Here is a 15,734-nt window from a genome sequence, read left to right on the forward strand (position 1 = left end):
ACGCCTACAATTGCCCGATGCCGACGCCGCTGCCCGACGCCCTCGTTTCCACCCTGTCCACCCTGCTCGGGCCGGATGGCTGGCGCACCGATGCCGACAGCCGACGCGCCTACGGCGAGGACGATTCGCGGCGCTGGGCGCTGGCCGACGCGGTGGTGCTGCCGCGCAGCGTCGACGAGGTGGTCGCCATCGTCCGCGCATGCCGCGCGCACCGCGTGCCGCTGGTCGCGCGCGGCTCGGGCACCGGCACCGCCGCGGCGGCGGTGCCGTTCGACGGCGGCGTGGTGCTGTCGCTGGCGCGGATGAACCGGATCCTGGCGCTGCGCCCGGCCGACCGCTGCGCGGTGGTCGAGCCCGGCGTGCTCAACGATGAGTTGCAGCAGGCGCTGCAGCCGCACGGGCTATTCTGGCCGCCGGACCCGTCCAGCGCCGCGCTGTGCAGCATCGGCGGCAACCTGGCGACGAACGCCGGCGGCCCGCGCGCGGTGAAGTACGGCGCCACCCGCGACAACGTGCTCGGCCTGGTCGCGGTCACCGGCACCGGCGACGTGATCCGCTGCGGCGGCCCGTGGACCAAGGACGCCACCGGCTACGACCTGACCCACCTGATCGTCGGCAGCGAAGGCACCCTGGCGATCATCGTCGAGGCCACGCTGAAGCTGGCGCCGCGGCCGCAGGCGCAGGCGGGGCTGCGCGCGTTCTACCGGGATGCGGCCAGCGCGGCGGCGGCGGTGTCGCGGATCATGGCGCAGCCGGCGACGCCGGCGATGCTGGAGTTCATGGACGCCAGCGCCATCGCCCTGCTCCGCCGCAACGGCAGCGATGTGCCCGACGCCGGCGCGATGCTGCTGATCGAGGCCGACGGCAGCCACGACACCCTGCCCGACAGCCTGCAGGCGCTGGCGACGGCGGCAGAAGGAGACGGCGCGCAGGACGGCCTGCTCGATCTCGACGTGGCCGCCGACGGCGCCGCGCGCGACCGCCTGTGGGCCGCGCGCAAGGCGCTGTCGCCGGCACTGCGGACCATCAAACCCGGCAAGATCAACGAGGACGTGGTGGTGCCGGTGTCGCGCATCCCCGACCTTGTCGCAGGCGTGGAGGCGCTGTCGCTCGAATCCGCGCTGCCGATCGTCGTGTTCGGCCACGCCGGCAACGGCAACCTGCACGTCAACATCATGTACGACGACACTGATCCAGCCGAGACCGCGCGCGCCCAAGCCGCGCTGCCGCGCCTGTTCGCGCTGGTGCTGGCGCTCGAAGGCACGCTGTCGGGCGAGCATGGCATCGGCGTGGCCAAGCGCGACTACATGCACCAGGCGTTCGATGCGCCCACGCTGGCCGCGATGCGTGCGGTCAAGGCCGCGCTCGACCCGGACGGCATCCTCAACCCGGGCAAGGTGCTGCCGCCGCGGGCCTGACCCGGGTTCAGCCCCACCGCGCATGGCCGCGATCAACGATGTCCTGATGGCGTCCGCTCGAACGCGGCCGGCGACATCGCCGCTGCGTCTCCCGTGCACCGGCCAGCGCGGATGCGGCGTGGAACCTGCGCCCGGCCGTCTCGCCTGACGCACCGGCATGCCGTCGATGCAGAGCGCACGCGATGGCCCTGCGTTGGTCGCGGGCACCGGAATCGGGTCGGTCGCGCCAGCGGGGGCCCTGGTGCCCGGACAGGACGCAGCATCCATCGCACGCGGATGCCGGCATGGCGCGAGCGCGCCGCCGCGATCCCGAGCGCGGCGCGACAGCCGAAGCCGCCGCAACTTCGACCACGGCCACTGCGCATCGACCAGGTCCATGCCACCCTGTGCCCTGACACCGGCGTCGCCGGCCTGGAGTGGATGCGTGGACCCGCTGGATTTCGATGCGATCACCGTGGAGACGCTGCGTGCCGGCGGTGGGCTGAAATGGAATGCGTTCCCCGACTGCATCGGCGCCTTCGTGGCCGAGATGGACTTCGGCCTGGCGCCGGAGATCCGCCAGGCCCTGCACGCCTCGATCGACGCCGGCAATGTCGGCTACCTGTCGACGCCGCCACTGCGCGTGCTGGCCGAGGCCTGCGCCGACTGGCAGCGGCGCCATCACGGCTGGGAGGTCGATCCGGCCACGGTGCGCGCGGTTCCCGACGTGCTCGGCGCGCTGGAGATCGCGCTGCGCCATTACCTGCCGGCCGGCGCGCCGGTCGCGGTGCCGACGCCGAACTACATGCCGTTCCTGCCGATGCTGCGGCTGCTCGGCAATCCGGCCATCCCGGTGCCGATGCGACGCATCGACGGGCACTGGCGGCTGGACGAGGACGCACTCGAGGACGCATTCGCCGGCGGCGCACGGCTGTTGATCCTGTGCAATCCGCACAATCCGCTGGGCCGGGTCTACACGCGCGATGAACTGGCGCGCGTGGCCGACATCGTCGGCCGTCACGGCGGGCGCGTGTTTTCCGACGAGATCCATGCGCCGCTGGTGTTCGACGGCCATCGCCACATGCCCTATGCCGCGCTGGGCGACGCGGCGGCGGCGCAGGCGATCACCGCGGTGTCGGCGTCCAAGGCCTGGAACCTGGCCGGCCTGAAGTGCGCGCAGATGATCTTCAGCCACGCGCCGGACCTGCAGCGCTGGCAGCGGATCGGCCTGCTGGCCGGACACAGCACCGCCACGCCCGGCGTGGTCGCGCACACCGCCGCCTGGCGGCAGGGCGACGCGTGGCTGGCGCACGTGCGCGGTTACCTGCAGGGCAACCGCGACCTGCTGGACACGATGCTGGCCGCGCGGCTGGCGCCGTTGTCCTGGATCGCGCCCGAAGGCACGTACCTGGGCTGGATCGACTGCAGCGGGTTGCGGCTGGACGGGTCGCCGGCCGCGTTCTTCCGCCGCCACGCGCAGGTCGCGCTGACCGATGGCGGCGACTGCGGCCCGGGCGGCGAACAGCACGTGCGCATCAACTTCGCGATGCCGCGGCCGGTGCTGCGCGAAGCGCTCGAGCGCATGGCGCGGGCGCTGGAGCGGCACGCCTGATGTCCACGGCGGCGCGGGAAGAAACCGGCGCGCCGCCGTGCGGGCGGACCGGCGTCGCGCCGCCTTCGATCAGCCCGCACACAGCCGGCGCAGCACCGGCTCCAGCGCGTCTGCAGGCATCGGCCGCGCGATCCAGTACCCCTGGAACAGCGCGCAGCCCTCGGCGTCCAGCGCGTGCAGCTGCTCCTCCGTCTCCACCCCCTCGGCCACCACATCCAGGCCCAGGCTGTTGCCGAGCGCGATGATCGCGCGGCGGATCGCATCCTGCTGCGGATCGTCCTCGCCGCGGCCGACGAAGCTGCGGTCGACCTTGAGGATGTGCAGCGGGAAACGGCGCAGGTAGCCGAGCGAGGAGTAGCCGCTGCCGAAATCGTCCAGCGCCAGCCGCACGCCGAGGCGTTCGAGTTCGCGCAGCGAGGACAGCACGTCGGCGCTGTCCTGCATCAGCAGGCTTTCGGTGATCTCCAGCACCAGGCTCGATGGCGACAGCCCCGTCCCGGCCAGGATCGACGCGACCCGCGCCGGAAACTCGCCACGCTGCAGCTGCCGCCCGGACAGGTTGACCGCGCAGCGCAGGCCGGCCAGTCCGGACCGCTGCCACGCAGCCAGCTGCCGGCAGGATTCGGCCAGCGCCCACTCGCCAACGGCGACGATGCCGCCGGACTCCTCCAGCACCGGGATGAACTCCTGCGGCGGGACCGGCTGGCCATCGCGGGTCCAGCGCAGCAGCGCCTCGACGCCGTCGCACTGCAGGCGCCCCTCGCGCCAGCGGCAGATCGGCTGGTAGTGCAGCTGGAACTCGCCGCGCTCCAGTGCCTGCGCCAGCGCGTTCTCCAGCTCCAGCTGGCGCTGCGCGACCAGGCGCAGTTCGTCGCTGAAACGTGCGAAGCGCGCCTTGCCCGCCGCCTTGGCCCGATACAGCGCGGCATCGGCCGCCTGCAGCGCGTCGAGTGCGCCATCGTCGCGGCCCAGCGGCGCGATGCCGACGCTGGCACTGATGACCAGGGTGCGCTCGTCCACGTGCAGCGGCTGGTGCACGGCCTTGAGCAGCTGCTCGGCCACGTGCTCGGCGTCGGACTGGGTCGCCAGATCGTCGAGCAGGACCACGAACTCGTCGCCGCCGAACCGCACCAGCTGATCGCCCTTGCGCAGGCAGCGCGACAGGCGTTCGGCCACCGCCACCAGCACCTGGTCGCCGACGGTGTGGCCGAGGCTGTCGTTGATCAGCTTGAAGCGGTCCAGATCGATGAACAGCAGCGCCGCCTCGCGCGCGCCGGGCCGCGCCAGCCGCTGGGTGGTGCCATGCAGGAGTTCTTCCAGCCGCGCGCGGTTGGCCAGGCCGGTCAGCGGATCGTGCCGCGCCGCATGCCGCAGCCGTTCCTCGGTGCGTTTGCGGCCGCCGATGTCGCTCTGCGAGCCGGCCATGCGCAGTACGCCGTTCTCGCGTTCGGCCACGCCGCGGGTCAGCACCCACACGTACTCGCCGGACGCATGCCGGATCCTGTACTCGTGATCGAGCGAGGGCGCGCCGCCGCGCAGATGCGCGTCGATGGCCGCACGCAGGTCGGGCAGATCGGCCGGATGCACGCGCGCATGCCAGTCGGCGCTGGAGGTGCCGATGGCCTCGCGGGCATGGCCGAGCATGCCCGCCCAGCGGTCGGACACGTACAGGCGGTCGTGGTCGACATCCCATTCCCACAGGCCATCGTTGGCGCCCCGCAGCGCGCGCGCGTAACGCGCCTCGCTCGCCTGGAGCGCGCGGCGCTGCGCGGCGCCGTAGGTATCGATGGTCAGCGCCATGTCCAGGAACACCGCCTTGAGCAGGCTGCGGTAGGTCGCGGCCTCCCCGACGGTGCCGAAACTGCGCTGCAGCACGCTGTCCAGGTACAGCCGGTACCCGCCCAGGTACCACTTCAGGTCGACGCCGGCCTGGTCGTGGATCATGCCCACGCGCAGCCGTTCGCGCAGATAGTCGGCGTCGTACGGGCCCGACCACAGCCGCCGGTAGTGGGCGCGCTGCTTGCGCTTGAGGCGCTCAACCGTGTCCTCGTCGCGCAGGATCCGCGCAGGCGTCTCGAAACGCCACAGATGGGCGTACAGGCGATCGATGAAGGCCACATGCGCCTGCTCCATGCCCTCGGCGCCGGCGCGCAGGCGCTCGGCATCGGCGGCATCCCATTCCAGGTAGCGGCACCGCTGTTCGAGTTCGGCCCGGTCCAGCCCGATCTGTGCGAACAGATCCGGCCACTCCACTTCGCTGTCCATCGCGTTGTCCCCCGCAGCAGAAGCCGCGCAAAAAGAAAGCGCCACGGTGCGGACGCGATGATCGCGTCCGCACCGTGGCGCTGTGTCTTGCAGGCCCCTGCGTCCTGCCCGGCATAGCCGGTTCCGGCCGTACCGGAACCGCGTGTTTTCTGGCGTATTACACCCAGTCAGTCGTCGGCCGACAACTCCCGCAGCACGTTCTCCAGGCGCCGCCGCAGACTGCCCAGCTCGCGCGAGCGGAATGCGTGCCTGCTGCGTTCCAGCACCTCGATCGCATCGGCCAGCGCCGCATGCGCCTGCGCCGGCGGAGTGAGCTGGTCCGGATCGAACCAGCGGCAGACCGGCGCCTGCGCGCAGTCGGTCGGCTCGTGGAGCACCTCGCAGGCCAGCTGCGCCTGCCCGAGCACCTGCCGGACCCGCGCCAGCTGCGCCGCATCGGCGCGTATCACCATCACCCGCGTTTCCGCTCCCGCGGCCATCTGCGTCGCATCCAGTCGGGAGCTGTCCGCCCCGGCGCACATGCTGTCACAGTTCGTGATGCGCATCACCTTCGACCTTCGCCGGGGGGCGCCGGCGAGCTCAGCCGAAATGCTGGTAGCCGACGCGCGTCCCGGCCCAGAGAGCGCCGTCCGGATCACGCGCGACGACGCCGCTACCGGCCTCGATGCGGCCGATGCGCGTGGCCTGCACGCCGACCAGTTCCAGCGCCTGCGCGACCTGGTCGCGCAGGCGCGGCGGCGCCAGGAAACACAGCTCGTAGTCGTCGCCACCGCCGGCCTGCAGGCCGTGCCGGACCGCGGCGGGAAGCTGCGCCAGCGCCGGCGAGGCCGGCAGCGCCGCCAGTTCGATCACGGCCGCGACGCCGCTGCGCGCACAGATGTGGCCCAGGTCGGCGAGCAGGCCGTCGGAGACGTCGATGCAGGCGCTGGCCAGGCCGAGCAGCGCACGCCCGGCGTCCACCCGCGGCGTTGGCCGGTCCAGACGGCACTGCAGCGCGCGCGCGGCGGCGTCGGTCGGATGGGCCAGCTCCGCAGGCCATGGCAGGTGCCCCAGCAGCGCCAGCGCGGCGGCCGCATCGCCCAGGGTGCCAGTGACCCAGATGTCGTCGCCGGTCCGCGCACGGTCGCGGCGCAGTGCCGCGCCGGTTTCGACCAGGCCCATCGCGGTCACCGAGATCGCCAGCGGACCGCGGGTGGTGTCGCCGCCGACCAGGGCGATGCCGTGCTGGCCGGCCAGCGCGAGGAACCCATCGAGAAAGCCGTCGACCCAGTCCGCGTCGGGCGCAGGCAGCGACAGCGACAGCGTGCACCAGGCCGGGCGCGCGCCCATCGCGGCCAGGTCGGACAGGTTCACCGCCAGCGCCTTCCAGCCGATGTGGGCGGCGGCGGTGCCGGACGGGAAATGCACGCCGTCGTTGAGCGTGTCGGCGGTGACCACCAGCTGGTGACCGGGCGGCGGCGCCAGCAGCGCCGCATCGTCGCCGATGCCCAGCACCACGTCGTCGCGGCTGGCGACGCGGGCGCGGATCCGCGCGATCAGGTCGAATTCGGCCATCGCGCGCGGCGCCGGCGTGCGCTCAGCCGCGCGCGGCGCGCATCTCGTTGGCGCGCCATTCGGCGCTGGCGCGGTCGAGCACGCCGTTGACGTAGGTGTGGCCGTGCTCGGAACCGAAGCGCTTGGCGATCTCGATCGCCTCGTTGATCACCACCCGGTACGGCACGTCCATCCGGTGCAGCAGCTCGTACGCGGACAGGCGCAGCACCGCGCGCTCGATCGCGTCGACTTCTTCCACGCCACGGTCCAGGTGCGGCAGCAGCGCGGCATCGAGCTGGGCGCGATGGGTCAGCACGCCGTTGACGAGGTCCTCGAAATAGGTGAGGTCGGCGATCTCGTGCGCCTGCTCATGCGCGAACTGGGCGATCACCTGCTGCGCGTAGCCGCCGGAGATCTGCCAGGCGTAGATCGCCTGCAGCGCGCGGCGACGGGCGCGGGCGCGCAGGACCGGATCGACGCCGGTGCGCTGACGGTGCGGACGATTCATGGCAGACGCTCCAGCAGATTGACCATTTCCAGCGCGGCCAGCGCCGCTTCCTCGCCCTTGTTGCCGTGGCTGCCGCCAGCGCGGGCCTCGGCATCCTCGAAGCGCTCCACCGCCAGCACGCCGTTGAGCACCGGCACGCCGGTCTGCAGCTGCACGCTCATCAGGCCTTCGGCGCAGAGGTCGGCGACGTGCTCGTAATGCCGGGTATCGCCCCGGATCACGCAGCCCAGCGCGACGATCGCGGCATGGCTGCCGGCCGCGGCCAGCTGCTGGGCGACCACCGGCAGCTCCCAGGCGCCGGGCAGGCGCACCACGTCGACCGCATCGTCGGCCACGCCGTTGTCGGCCAGGCACTTGCGGGCGCCGGCGACCAGGGTGTCGGTGATGCGCGCGTTCCAGCGGCTGGCCAGGATCGCGATGCGGGCGCCGGCAGGCAGCCGGAGGTCGCCTTCGTAGTGGGTCATGGGATCAGGGGGTCCTCGGGGATCGCACAGTTTAGTGCATGGGCCGCCCGGCGCGGGCCGGGCGACCATGAACGCCTGCTCAGGGCGCCACGTACTCGACCACGTCCAGGCCGAAGCCGGACAGGCCGACCTGCCGGCGCGGCGTGCCCAGCACGCGCAGCTTGCCGAGGCCGAGCTCGGCCAGGATCTGCGCGCCGGCGCCGTTGCGGCGCCACTGGCCCACGTCCTTGTCCTTGCCCGGCGGGCGGGTGACCGGCTGCTGGCGCAGGCGGCCCAGCAGGGCCTCGGAGTCGCGCGGCGCCGACAGCACCACCATCACGCCCTGCCCTTCGGCGGCGATCGCCCGCAGCGCGTCGCTGCCGGCCACGCCGAAATCGTCGCGCCGCCAGTGCAGCAGGTCGGCCAGCGGGTTCTCGACCTGGACCCGGACCAGGGTCGGGGTCTGCGCATCCGGGGTGCCGCGGACCAGCGCGAAGTGCAGGTCGTGGGCGATCCTGTCGCGGTAGGTGACCAGCTGGAACGGGCCGAACTCGGTCTCGATCTCGCGCGCGTCGATGCGCTCGACGGTGTGCTCGGTGGCCAGGCGGTAGGCGATCAGGTCGGCGATCGAGCCCATCTTCAGGCCATGCTCGCGCGCGAACACCTCCAGCTCCGGGCGGCGGGCCATGCTGCCGTCCGGGTTGAGGATCTCGACCAGCACGCCGGCCGGCTCCAGCCCGGCCAGCATCGCCAGGTCGACGCCGGCCTCGGTGTGGCCGGCGCGGGTCAGCACGCCGCCGGGCTGGGCGATCAGCGGGAAGATGTGGCCCGGCTGGTGCAGGTCCTCGGGCCGAGCATTGGTCTTTACCGCGGTGCGGATCGTATGCGCGCGGTCGTGCGCCGAGATGCCGGTGGTCACGCCCTCGGCCGCCTCGATGCTGACCGTGAAGTTGGTCTGGAACTGCGCGGTGTTGGCGCGGACCATCGGCGCCAGACCGAGCTGGGTGGCACGGCTGGCGGTCACCGGCAGGCAGACCAGGCCACGGCCGTGGGTGACCATGAAATTGATGTCGGCCGGTTTGACCAGCTCGGCGGCCATGATCAGGTCGCCTTCGTTCTCGCGGTCTTCGTCGTCGACGATGACCACCATGCGGCCCTGGCGGATCTCTTCCAGCAGTTCGGGGACGGGGGCGAAGTTCATGCCGCCACCTCGTCGCTTCCATCGGCACGCGCGCCAAGCAGGCGCTCGACGTAGCGTGCGACCAGGTCGATCTCCAGGTTCACCGCATCGCCGACGCCGGTCTGCGCGAACCGCGTGTGCGCGACGGTGTGCGGAATCAACGCGACCTCGAAGCCTTCGGCATCGACCTCGTTGACGGTCAGGCTGACGCCGTCGACGCAGATCGAGCCCTTCTTCGCGATGTACTTCAGCAGCGCGGTAGGCGCTTTGATCCGCCAGCGCTGCGCGCGTGCGTCCTCGTGCACGGACAGCACGCGGCCGAGGCCGTCGACATGACCGCTGACCAGGTGCCCGCCAAGGCGGTCGGTCGGGCGCATCGCGCGTTCGAGGTTCAGTGCGGCGCCGATCTGCAGTGAGCCGAGCGTGGTCAGCGACAGGGTTTCGGTGGACGCATCGGCCTGGAAGCTGGTGGCGTCGGATGCGATCACGGTCAGGCAGACGCCGTTGACCGCGATGCTCTCGCCCAGCTGCACCGCGTCGAACGGCAGCGTGCCGACCTCGAAGGTGAAGCGGGTATCGCCGCCCAGCGGCTGTGCGGCGGCCAGGCGGCCGACGCCTTCGATGATGCCGGTGAACATGTCAGCGCCCCCCCGCAACGACGAGGCGGACGGCACGACGCGCCGCGACGGTGCGGCCGGACCGAGGAACAACAAGGCTTTTCATTTGAACGTTTCCCGCAGTGGTGAGCGAAAAACGCCGCAAGGCATGGCCCACGCACGACGCAGGGCGTCGCCCGTCGGGCCGTCTTCTTTCATCCGGACTCTGGGGTGCGGCGGCCCGCCATGGCGGACTGCCGCACCGCAACCGTCGGCTCCGGCATCGGACCGGATCTGCTGACCCTTCCGGCGGCAACCGGAAGGCGCTCGCGGGCTCGCACGGCCTGGAAACGGACCGCGCCTACCGCCGGTGGGGAATTCCACCCCGCCCTGAAGACGTTCATTGGGCCGGCGAACCGGCGCGCGGATTCTACCACCCGCCGCGAAGGCTCCCCAAAGTGTGAAAACGTCGTTAAGATGCGCGCCGCGATCAGGACGTGATCGTACGTGCCGCCCCGCAACGGGGCCGGCGATACGGATTTCACTCAGGAGTTTCAACCATGCGTACCCTCCTTGCTGCGGCCCTGCTGGCCGCACTGCCCGTTGCCGCGACCGCTGCCGAGACCGGCATGAGCTACACCTACGTCGAAGGCGGCTGGAACCAGGTCGAGATCAACGACGACTGGCTCAACGACCCGAAGGGCGACGGCGCCTATCTGCGCGGCTCGTTCGCCATCGCCGACCAGGTCCACGTGTTCGCCAGCTACGCCACGGCGTCCAAGACCTACCGCATCGGCGGCACCAGCGCTAAGATCACGCTGGACCGCCCGGAGTTCGGCATCGGCTACCACCAGCAGTTCACCGACCGCATGGACTTCACCGCCGACCTGGCCTGGACCCGGCTGGAACTGGAAGAGAAGCTGTCGGGCACCGGCGTCCCGGGCCTGGATGGCCGCTACAAGGACCACGTCAATGCCGGCCGCGCCACCGTCGGCCTGCGTGGCAAGCCCTCGGCCCGCACCGAGCTGTGGATCAAGGGCGGCTGGATCGACGGCAGCGACCTGGACGGCTCGTTCGTCGGTCAGCTGGGTGGCCAGGTCAACCTGACCCCGACCTGGGGCCTGGTTGCCGAGGTCGAGGTGATCGAGGACGTGAACCAGTACCGCGCCGGCGTCCGCGCCAGCTTCTGATCGCGGCTTCAGCGTTGTCCGCGACGGGCCCTGCGGGGCCCGTCGTCGTTGCCGGCCACTGCGGATGACGACGCCCGCGGCGGCCCGCCGCTTCCGGACTCCGCCCGCAGCGCCGCGGCGCCAGTCGGCGCAGAGCCCGGCTCAGCCGCGCGGACGCAGCAGCAGGCGCCGGTCGACACCGACCATCACCGATTCCAGCGTCTCAAGCGCGATCTTCGCGTCCATCCGTTCGATGCCCAGACCGGCCAGCAGCGGCCGTGCGCCGTCGCCCAGCAGCACCGGCGCCTGGTACAGCAGCAGTTCGTCGACCAGCCCCGCGCGCAGCAGTGCGCCGCACAGGCCGGGGCCGGCCTCGGTATGCACCTCGTTGATCCCGCGTCCGGCCAGCAGGGTGAGCGCAGCGGCGAGGTCGAGCCGGCCATCGCGCACCGGCACCGCCGCGAACCCGGCCTGCAGGCCATCGGGCGGCGTCGCGTCCGGCGCATGCAGATAGAGGGTCGGCGCGGCGCCATCGCGGACACGCGCGCGCGCCAGGCTGCGTAGCCGCGAGTCGACCACCACGCGTACGGCTGGGACGACCTCATCATCCTCGCCCAGGCGCACGGTCAGCGCCGGATCGTCGGCCAGCACGGTATCGGCGCCGGTGAGGATCGCGCCAGCGCGTGCGCGCCAGCGCTGCACGTCGGCACGCGCGGCCTCGCCGGTGATCCATTTCGACTCGCCGCTGGCCATCGCGGTGCGCCCGTCCAGGCTGGCGGCCAGCTTGATCCGCAGCCATGGCCGTCCGCGCTCGATCCGCGACAGGAACCCGCGGTTCAGCGCGCGTGCCTGCGCCTCCATCAGGCCGGACTCGGCGACGATGCCGGCGCCGCGCAGGCGGTCGAAGCCGGCGCCATCGACCTGCGGAAACGGGTCGTGCATCGCCGCGACCACGCGCGCCACGCCGGCAGCCACCAGCGCGTCGGCGCACGGTGGCGTACGCCCGAAATGCGCGCAGGGTTCGAGGGTGACGTAGGCGGTGGCGCCGCGCGCGCGCTCGCCCGCCTCCCGCAGCGCGAACACCTCGGCATGCGGGCCACCGGCGCGCTGGTGGAAGCCCTCGCCGACCACCTCGCCCTCGCGCACGACCACGCAGCCGACCATCGGATTGGGACGCGAGGTGAACGCGGCACGCTCGGCCAGGGCCAGGGCGCGGGCCATCATCGCGTGGTCGAGGGCGCTGAAGGTGCTCATCCGATGTCTCCGGACCCAGGGTGGACGTCCCCCTGACCGTGGTCACGGCCGGCAGGGGGCGGCAGTGCGCCGGCACCGGCACGCGCACCGATGCGCGCCACCGGCCTGGACGCGGCGTCCACGCCGGAATGCAGGTCCGGCACGGCGCAGGCGACGCGCATCACCCAGACCTGCAGCATGCCCAGATCGCCCCGGTCGCAGACGTCCCAGCCCAGCCGCGCGTAGTACCCGCGCAGGTCGTCGGTGCAGTACAGGTGCAGCCAGGGATGGCCGAGTTCTGCGGCCCGGGCGACGGCCTGCCCGACCAGCCTCGCACCCAGACCCTCGGCGCGGGCCTGCGGCTGCACGTAGAGGCTGGCCAGCCACGGCGTGTACTGGCGGATCTGCGGGTGGTCCTCATGCAGCAGGCTGACCGAACCGAGCCAGCCGCCGGCGCGGTCCAGCGCCAGCAGCGTGGCCGGCAGGCCATCGGCACGATGCGCGCGCAATTCAGCGGCGGCGGCCGCCGCGTCCCAACCCGGCTCGAGTGCGCCGAACGCGGCCACATGCGCGGCGGCCAGCGCGTCCACGTGCTGTGGCCACGCGCTCAGGCAGGCGATGCGCATGGCCTGGTCAGCGCTTGCGCTCGCGGTCGGCCTTCTTGCCGATCGGCACGACCTCGGCCGCCAGCAGCGGCAGCTGGGTATCCGGGTCGGGCATGTCGCCGCGCTCCAGCTTCTCGATTTCCTCGCGGAAATCGGCCACGTCCTGGAAACTGCGGTAGACCGAGGCGAAGCGGACGTAGCCCACGTGGTCCAGCTTGCGCAGCTCGGCCATCACGAATTCGCCGACCCGGATCGAGGGGATCTCGCGCTCGCCGGACATCCGCAGCTGGTGCACCACCGAGCGCACCGCCGCCTCGATCTGCTCCTCGGACACCGGGCGCTTCTGCAGCGCGCGGTCGAAGCCGATCCGCAGCTTGCGCGCGTCGAAGGCCTGGCGGGTGCCGTCGCCCTTGATCAGGGTCGGCAGCTTGAGCTCGATGGTCTCCAGCGTGCTGAAGCGCTCGCCACAGGCTTCGCATTCGCGCCGACGACGGATCGTCGCGCCATCCTCGGACACGCGGGAATCGATGACACGGGTATCGCTGTTCTGGCAGAACGGGCAGTGCATGGCGGAGCCTCAGCGTGGCAGGCCTGCCGTCCGCAGCTGCTGCGGAGGCGGCGGTGGTGCGTCGTACTGGAATGGCAACAGGAAACTGCTTCTCACCGGCCTACCGTCGCAGGTCGCGGGCACGTACTCAAGCACGCGCGCGGTACGGACCGCCGCCTCGGCGAATGGCCGGCCACTGGCGCAGACCGCATGCACGTCGGCCACCGTGCCGTCGGCCTCGAGCATCACCAGCACCTGCGCGCTGCCTGAGATGCCGAGTTCGGCGAACCAGCGCGGGTATCCGGCCGTCCCCGTGGCCTGGCGCCTGGCGCCGGCCGTGCATCCCGGGCGCGCGGCCGGCGTGGACCACGTGCCAGCGAGACGACGCAGGTCGGCCGCCTCCAGCAGCTGCTCGGCACCCGCGCTGCAGCGGCCGCTGGCCTGGTCGTAACGCGCCGCATCACCGGCGACCGGCCCCTCCAGAAGCAGGGCGCCGCCCTGCTCCTGCGCGGAAAGCGGCAACGCCATCACTGCCGCCAGGCAGGCCGCCGGCAGCCGTGCGCCGTTTGGCGCCGCGCCTGCCTGCAGCATCTGCCGGGCCGTCATCGCCGTCAGCCGTAGACCGGATACTTCCTGCACTGCGCGGCGACCTTCTCGCGCACCGCGGCGATCACCGACTCGTCGGTCGGCGCGTCGAGCACGTCGGCGATCCAGTGCGCCAGGTCGGTGCAGTCCTGTTCGGTGTAGCCTCGGGTGGTCACCGCCGGCGTGCCCAGGCGCAGGCCCGAGGTCACGAACGGCGAACGCGGGTCGTTGGGCACCGAGTTCTTGTTGACGGTGATGTGGGCCTTGCCCAGCGCGGCCTCCGCGTCCTTGCCGGACACGTCCTTGCCGATCATGTCCACCAGCATCAGGTGGTTCTGGGTGCCGCCGGACACGATCTTGTAGCCGCGTGCGATCAGCGCGGTGGCCATCGCCTGCGCGTTCTTGACCACCTGCTGCTGGTAGGCCTTGAACTCCGGCTCCAGCGCTTCCTTGAAGGCCACGGCCTTGGCTGCGATCACGTGCATCAGCGGACCGCCCTGGATGCCGGGGAACACGATCGACTGCAGCTTCTTCTCGATCTCCTCGCCGGCGCCCTTGGCCAGGATGATGCCGCCGCGCGGGCCGCGCAGGGTCTTGTGGGTGGTCGAGGTGACCACGTGCGCGTGCTCGATCGGGCTCGGATAGACGCCGGCGGCGACCAGACCGGCCACATGCGCCATGTCGACGAAGAAGATCGCGCCGACCTTGTCGGCGATGGCGCGGAAGCGCGCCCAGTCGATCTGCTGCGAGTAGGCCGAGAACCCGGCCACGACCATCTTCGGCTTGTGCTCCAGGGCCAGGCGCTCGACTTCGTCATAGTCGATCAGGCCCTGCTCGTCCACGCCGTACTGGACGGCGTTGAACAGCTTGCCCGAGGCATTGACCTTGGCACCGTGGGTCAGGTGGCCGCCGTGGGCCAGGCTCATGCCCAGGATGGTGTCGCCCGGCTGCAGCAGCGCGAAATACACCGCCTGGTTGGCCTGCGAGCCGCTGTGCGGCTGCACGTTGGCGTAATCGGCGCCGAACAGCTGCTTCAGGCGGTCGATCGCCAGCTGTTCGGCGATGTCTACGTACTCGCAGCCACCGTAGTAACGCTTGTGCGGGTAGCCCTCGGCGTACTTGTTGGTGAGCTGGCTGCCCTGGGCTTCCATCACCCGCGGACTGGCGTAGTTCTCGCTGGCGATCAGCTCGACGTGATCCTCCTGGCGCTGCACCTCGGCGGCAATCGCCGCGGCCAGTTCAGGGTCATAACCTTCGATACGTGCGTCGCGCGGGAACATCGTGGCTCCGAAGCAGGAAGACTGAGGGGATCGCGATTGTAGCGCTTCCCGCCCGCCGGGCCCTGCCGGCGCGCCATACGGGCGCGTGCGGCCGGCCCGGGTCCGCCGGAAACGAAAAGGCGCCGGTCGATGCCGGCGCCCTCCCTCGATGCCGCGTGGCCTCCCGCTCAGTGGTGCAGCAGCAGGTCGGCGATGATGCCGGTGGCGATGGCCACCATCAGCATGTTGCCGCGGTCGTCGCGGACCCAGTGATACCCGCGCGGCGGCTGGCGCAGGTGGTAGCGCGGGTAGTCGTGGACCACGTAGACCGGGCCCTGGTAGTAGTCGCGGTAGCGCTGGCCGCGTGCCCAGTGGTGCGGGCGCGCATGATGGTGGTGGACCACGACCGGGCGCGGCGGTGCCGGGCGATAGACCACCACCGGCGCATGGCCACGGTGGCGGTCGTGGTAGTAGCGGTCGTCGCCACGACGGTCGCGGTGATCGCGGTAGTCGCGCCCGCGGTCGCCACGACGCTGGTCCCAGCCGCTGCGGCGGTCGTCGTGCCGGCCCCGGTCGTGCTGGTGGCCGCGGCGATCATGCCCGCGATCGCCATGGTGGTCGCGGGCCAGCGCCGGGGCCGCGACGGTGCCGGCGGCGAGCAGCGACGCGAGGGTGATGACAGCGATGCGACGCAGATGCATGGGAGTTCTCCGGCTGGGTGACGACGCTTCCCATCATCGATTCGCGGCCTGAATCCATTCCGACTGGAAACGATTGCAGGCCTGAGCGCTTTCAGGACGGA

General features: G+C 71.7%; 15 protein-coding genes, 1 pseudogene and 1 riboswitch. Of the genes and pseudogenes, 3 read left to right on the plus strand and 13 right to left on the minus strand.

The window, feature by feature from the left end; translation table 11 throughout:
- The first annotated feature begins 17 nt into the window (after positions 1–17).
- Both IB242_RS12465 and IB242_RS12470 read left to right on the plus strand, forming a co-directional pair.
- The gene (locus IB242_RS12465) at positions 18–1,418 is read left to right on the plus strand and encodes an FAD-linked oxidase C-terminal domain-containing protein (protein ID WP_192279765.1); all 1,401 of its coding nucleotides are present in this window, start codon (positions 18–20) and stop codon (positions 1,416–1,418) included.
- 424 nt (positions 1,419–1,842) lie between these two features.
- A complete protein-coding gene (locus IB242_RS12470) occupies positions 1,843–3,009 on the plus strand; it encodes an aminotransferase class I/II-fold pyridoxal phosphate-dependent enzyme (RefSeq protein ID WP_192279767.1) in 1,167 nt (388 codons plus the stop codon).
- Between the two features lie 69 nt (positions 3,010–3,078).
- On the opposite strand, the gene IB242_RS12475 is transcribed toward IB242_RS12470, so the two are convergent.
- The 7 genes from IB242_RS12475 to IB242_RS12505 form a co-directional block, all read right to left on the minus strand.
- Positions 3,079–5,274, minus strand: a complete 2,196-nt coding sequence (locus IB242_RS12475; protein ID WP_192279769.1) for an EAL domain-containing protein — start codon at positions 5,272–5,274, stop codon at positions 3,079–3,081.
- A gap of 167 nt (positions 5,275–5,441) precedes the next feature.
- Positions 5,442–5,753, minus strand: a complete 312-nt coding sequence (locus IB242_RS12480) for a hypothetical protein (protein ID WP_225540554.1) — start codon at positions 5,751–5,753, stop codon at positions 5,442–5,444.
- 100 nt (positions 5,754–5,853) lie between these two features.
- Positions 5,854–6,828 (minus strand): thiamine-phosphate kinase, encoded by a 975-nt coding sequence (gene thiL / locus IB242_RS12485; RefSeq protein ID WP_192279771.1) that lies wholly within the window; start codon positions 6,826–6,828, stop codon positions 5,854–5,856.
- A gap of 22 nt (positions 6,829–6,850) precedes the next feature.
- Positions 6,851–7,315 carry a transcription antitermination factor NusB gene (nusB, locus tag IB242_RS12490; RefSeq protein WP_192279773.1) on the minus strand — a complete coding sequence of 155 codons (465 nt, stop codon included), beginning with the start codon at positions 7,313–7,315 and terminating at the stop codon, positions 6,851–6,853.
- Positions 7,312–7,779: a 6,7-dimethyl-8-ribityllumazine synthase gene (ribH, locus tag IB242_RS12495; protein WP_192279775.1), complete on the minus strand. Its 468-nt coding sequence runs from the start codon at positions 7,777–7,779 to the stop codon at positions 7,312–7,314. Before ribH ends, nusB begins: the two co-directional genes overlap by 4 nt.
- Before the next feature lie 79 nt (positions 7,780–7,858).
- On the minus strand, positions 7,859–8,959 hold the full coding sequence (gene ribB, locus IB242_RS12500; protein WP_192279777.1) for a 3,4-dihydroxy-2-butanone-4-phosphate synthase: 1,101 nt from the start codon (positions 8,957–8,959) through the stop codon (positions 7,859–7,861).
- Complete coding sequence (locus IB242_RS12505) at positions 8,956–9,576, minus strand: riboflavin synthase (RefSeq protein ID WP_192279779.1); 621 nt, start codon at positions 9,574–9,576, stop codon at positions 8,956–8,958. The genes ribB and IB242_RS12505 overlap by 4 nt, the downstream gene beginning before the upstream one ends.
- 161 nt (positions 9,577–9,737) lie before the next feature.
- A riboswitch (FMN riboswitch) is annotated at positions 9,738–9,936 on the minus strand.
- 158 nt (positions 9,937–10,094) lie between these two features.
- Here IB242_RS12505 and IB242_RS12510 point away from each other — a divergent pair.
- Positions 10,095–10,724, plus strand: a complete 630-nt coding sequence (locus IB242_RS12510; RefSeq protein ID WP_192279781.1) for a hypothetical protein — start codon at positions 10,095–10,097, stop codon at positions 10,722–10,724.
- Between the two features lie 141 nt (positions 10,725–10,865).
- Here IB242_RS12510 and ribD read toward each other — a convergent pair whose 3' ends face one another.
- The 6 genes and pseudogenes from ribD to IB242_RS12540 form a co-directional block, all read right to left on the minus strand.
- Complete coding sequence (ribD, locus tag IB242_RS12515; protein WP_192279783.1) at positions 10,866–11,957, minus strand: bifunctional diaminohydroxyphosphoribosylaminopyrimidine deaminase/5-amino-6-(5-phosphoribosylamino)uracil reductase RibD; 1,092 nt, start codon at positions 11,955–11,957, stop codon at positions 10,866–10,868.
- Positions 11,958–12,109: 152 nt separating this feature from the next.
- Positions 12,110–12,562 (minus strand): annotated as a pseudogene (locus tag IB242_RS12520) (GNAT family N-acetyltransferase); the annotation flags it as partial.
- Between the two features lie 7 nt (positions 12,563–12,569).
- Complete coding sequence (gene nrdR / locus IB242_RS12525) at positions 12,570–13,109, minus strand: transcriptional regulator NrdR (protein WP_192279787.1); 540 nt, start codon at positions 13,107–13,109, stop codon at positions 12,570–12,572.
- A 9-nt stretch (positions 13,110–13,118) separates the two neighbouring features.
- Positions 13,119–13,616, minus strand: coding sequence for an energy transducer TonB (locus IB242_RS12530; protein ID WP_192279789.1), 498 nt, complete (start codon positions 13,614–13,616; stop codon positions 13,119–13,121).
- Between the two features lie 83 nt (positions 13,617–13,699).
- Positions 13,700–14,953 (minus strand): serine hydroxymethyltransferase, encoded by a 1,254-nt coding sequence (gene glyA, locus IB242_RS12535; RefSeq protein ID WP_192279791.1) that lies wholly within the window; start codon positions 14,951–14,953, stop codon positions 13,700–13,702.
- Between the two features lie 167 nt (positions 14,954–15,120).
- Positions 15,121–15,633 (minus strand): RcnB family protein, encoded by a 513-nt coding sequence (locus tag IB242_RS12540; RefSeq protein ID WP_192279793.1) that lies wholly within the window; start codon positions 15,631–15,633, stop codon positions 15,121–15,123.
- Between the last annotated feature and the right edge of the window lie 101 nt (positions 15,634–15,734).

The sequence above is a fragment of the Xanthomonas sp. XNM01 genome, assembly GCF_014851915.1.
Classification (GTDB): Bacteria; Pseudomonadota; Gammaproteobacteria; order Xanthomonadales; family Xanthomonadaceae; genus Pseudoxanthomonas.